We start from the raw sequence: 2,450 nt of genomic DNA, 5'->3' as shown, positions 1-2,450 counted from the left end.
ATCGGCTGGCATCTGGCGCAGCTTTTTGGCGATCCCGACACCACCGGCACCGGCCCTTACACCCATGTCTTTGCCGCCGCCGCCCAGCCCGCGATCCGGCTCGCCACCCATGGCATCAGCCATATGGGCGTGGCGAGCCACTTCACCCAGGACAGCCTTGCCATGACCGGCATGGAGATTCAGGCGCAGAAGAACGGCCAGCGCCAGCGCGTCACCTTCAACCTTGCCGGGCGCGAGGAGGTGAAGGCGCCCGCCACGCTGGATGCCACCCCGGTGCTTTACAGCCCCGATCCGGTGCCGGTGGGGTTTCAGGGGGCTGTGCTGATGGAGGGCGCGGCGGTGGCCGGCATCACCCAGGCCGGGCTCACGCTGAACTCGGGGGTGGAGGCGGATCAGACCACGCTCAACGGGCTTGCCACTGCCGCCGACATGGATCCCGGATTCTGGGATCTGTCCGGCCAGATCACCGCCCGGTTCCGGGGCCCGACGCTCTATGACCGCGCCAGTGACGGCACCAGCTTTGCGCTGCAGCTGACATGGACGGTCGGGGCGGCACTTGAACTTGCGATCACCGTGCCGGCGGTTCGGCTCGAACGCACGGGCGTGCCGGTGGAGGGGCGCGACATCATCACCTCGTCGTTCAACTGGCGGGCCGGGCGCCCGGCGCCGGGGGTGGATCTGGTCACGGTCACGCTCAAAAACGACACGCCCGATTACGCGCCGCTGGTCTGATGGTGCTGCGCCTCACCCGGCGGCTTGGCACCGCGCGCCGGATCGATCTGGGCTATGGGGTCACGGTCTCGCACCGCGCCTTCACCTATGCCGATCTGCGCGAGGCCGAGGCCACCGCCCTGCGGCTTGCCCGCCAGAGCCTGCCCGAGGCGCTGGCCTTTGAGGCGGAATGCCTCGATGACGAGGATCTTGGCCCCGAACATGAGGAGGCGCTTCGCGGTCAGGCCGCGCGGCATCTGGTCAAACTGATCCTGCTGCGCTTCGGCACCGGCTGGACCGGGGTGGAGACCGAGGCGGGGGCGCCCGCGCCGCTGGATGCCGCCTCGATCGAGGCCTTCCTTGATCTTTTCCCCGGCATAGCCTCGGCGCTGCATGCCGCCCTGCTGCAGCCCTGGGTGGATCTGGAGCAGGAGGGAAACGCCTCCGCGCCCTTGCCCGATACCGCTATGGCGGAGGGCTGAACCACTGTGCCGACTGCCGGGCCATGCCCGGCTATGCCTGCGCGCGGTTCGGCGGCAAGGGCGCCTGTCCCGAAGATCTGCATGCCCCGCAAAGTCGGGAGGGCCGCGCCCTTCTGGCCCTCGGGCACTCCCTGTTCCACCAGCGCCGCATCGGCGCCGGGGGCTATGCCGGGCTCGACATGCCCGCCTGCCTTGCGCTGCTCACGGCGCAGGGCCTTTCCGACCATATCGCAATTCTGCTGCTGCCCTTCTGGGAAGCCGGCCTTCTGGAGGCGGCGGCCCGGCAGCGCGAGGACGCCCGAGAATGAGCACCACCACCCGTCAATACACCATCCGCCTTTCGGCGGCGGGCGCGCAGCAGCTCGAAGCCGATCTGCGCGCGCTTGGCACTCGGGGCCAGCGCAGCCTGCAGATGATCCAGCAGGCCGGGCGCCCGGCCAGTGCCGGGCTGCGCGAGACCGATCTTGCCGCCCGTCAGCTGCGCGGCTCGCTCGCTGCCGTCAGTCAGGAAGTGCCGGCGCTGCAGCGGCTTGCGCGCTTCATGGGCACCACGGCGCTGCTTGGCGGGGTGGTCGCCTTCGGGCGTGGCGCGCTGGATGTGGGGCGGCAGTTTCAGGCGATGATGAACCGGGTGGAGGCGGCGAGCGGCGCCAGCCAGACCGAGATCGACCGGCTGGCGGCGAAGGCCAAAGATCTGGGCGCCACCACCGCCTTTACCGCCATGCAGGCGGCGGAGGCCATCGAGACGCTGGTCAAGAACGGCGTCTCGGTAGGCGATGTCATGGGCGGGGCGCTGGATGCCTCGCTGGCCTTTGCCGGGGCGCTTGGCGGCGAGCTGGCCCCCGCCGCCGATCTGGTGACCGATGTCATGGCGCAGTTCAGCCTGCAGGCGTCGGAACTGCCGCTGATCGCGGACCGGCTCACCGGGGCGGCGCTGACCTCCAAATTCGGCTTTGACGATCTGCGGCTTGCCATCGCCCAGGCGGGCGGCGTGGCCGGCGCCACAGGTGTCTCGATCGAGGATTTCCTGACGGCCATTTCCGCCACCGCCTCCAGCTTCGCCTCGGGCTCCGATGCCGGCACCTCCTTCAAGACCTTCCTGCAGCGGCTGGTGCCTGACAGCGACAAGGCGGCCGCCTCGATGGCCGAGCTCGGGCTCGAGTTTTTCGACGCACAGGGCAATATGCGCAGCATGGCCGAGATCGCGCAGGAGCTGCAGGACGGTCTGGCCGGGCTCAGCGACGAGGCGCGGGGCGA

At 69.8% G+C, this 2,450-nt stretch carries 4 protein-coding genes; all 4 read left to right on the top strand.

The window, feature by feature from the left end:
- The coding region (locus BLR51_RS26880) for a phage tail tube protein (RefSeq protein ID WP_089852595.1) at window positions 1-732 on the top strand (732 nt) is incomplete at its 5' end.
- Window positions 732-1,193 carry a hypothetical protein gene (locus tag BLR51_RS26875; protein WP_089852594.1) on the top strand — a complete coding sequence of 154 codons (462 nt, stop codon included), beginning with the start codon at window positions 732-734 and terminating at the stop codon, window positions 1,191-1,193. The genes BLR51_RS26880 and BLR51_RS26875, both read left to right, overlap by 1 nt.
- A gap of 23 nt (window positions 1,194-1,216) precedes the next feature.
- On the top strand, window positions 1,217-1,501 hold the full coding sequence (locus BLR51_RS27940) for a DUF7697 family protein (protein ID WP_089852593.1): 285 nt from the start codon (window positions 1,217-1,219) through the stop codon (window positions 1,499-1,501).
- Window positions 1,498-2,450 (top strand): phage tail tape measure protein (locus tag BLR51_RS26865; RefSeq protein ID WP_110506233.1); only part of this gene is annotated, 953 nt, incomplete at its 3' end. The genes BLR51_RS27940 and BLR51_RS26865, both read left to right, overlap by 4 nt.

It is taken from the genome of Salipiger marinus (assembly GCF_900100085.1).
Taxonomy (GTDB): domain Bacteria; phylum Pseudomonadota; class Alphaproteobacteria; order Rhodobacterales; family Rhodobacteraceae; genus Salipiger; species Salipiger marinus.
Note: the sequence above shows the minus strand (reverse complement) of the source record. Positions and strands in the feature narration are given on the sequence as shown.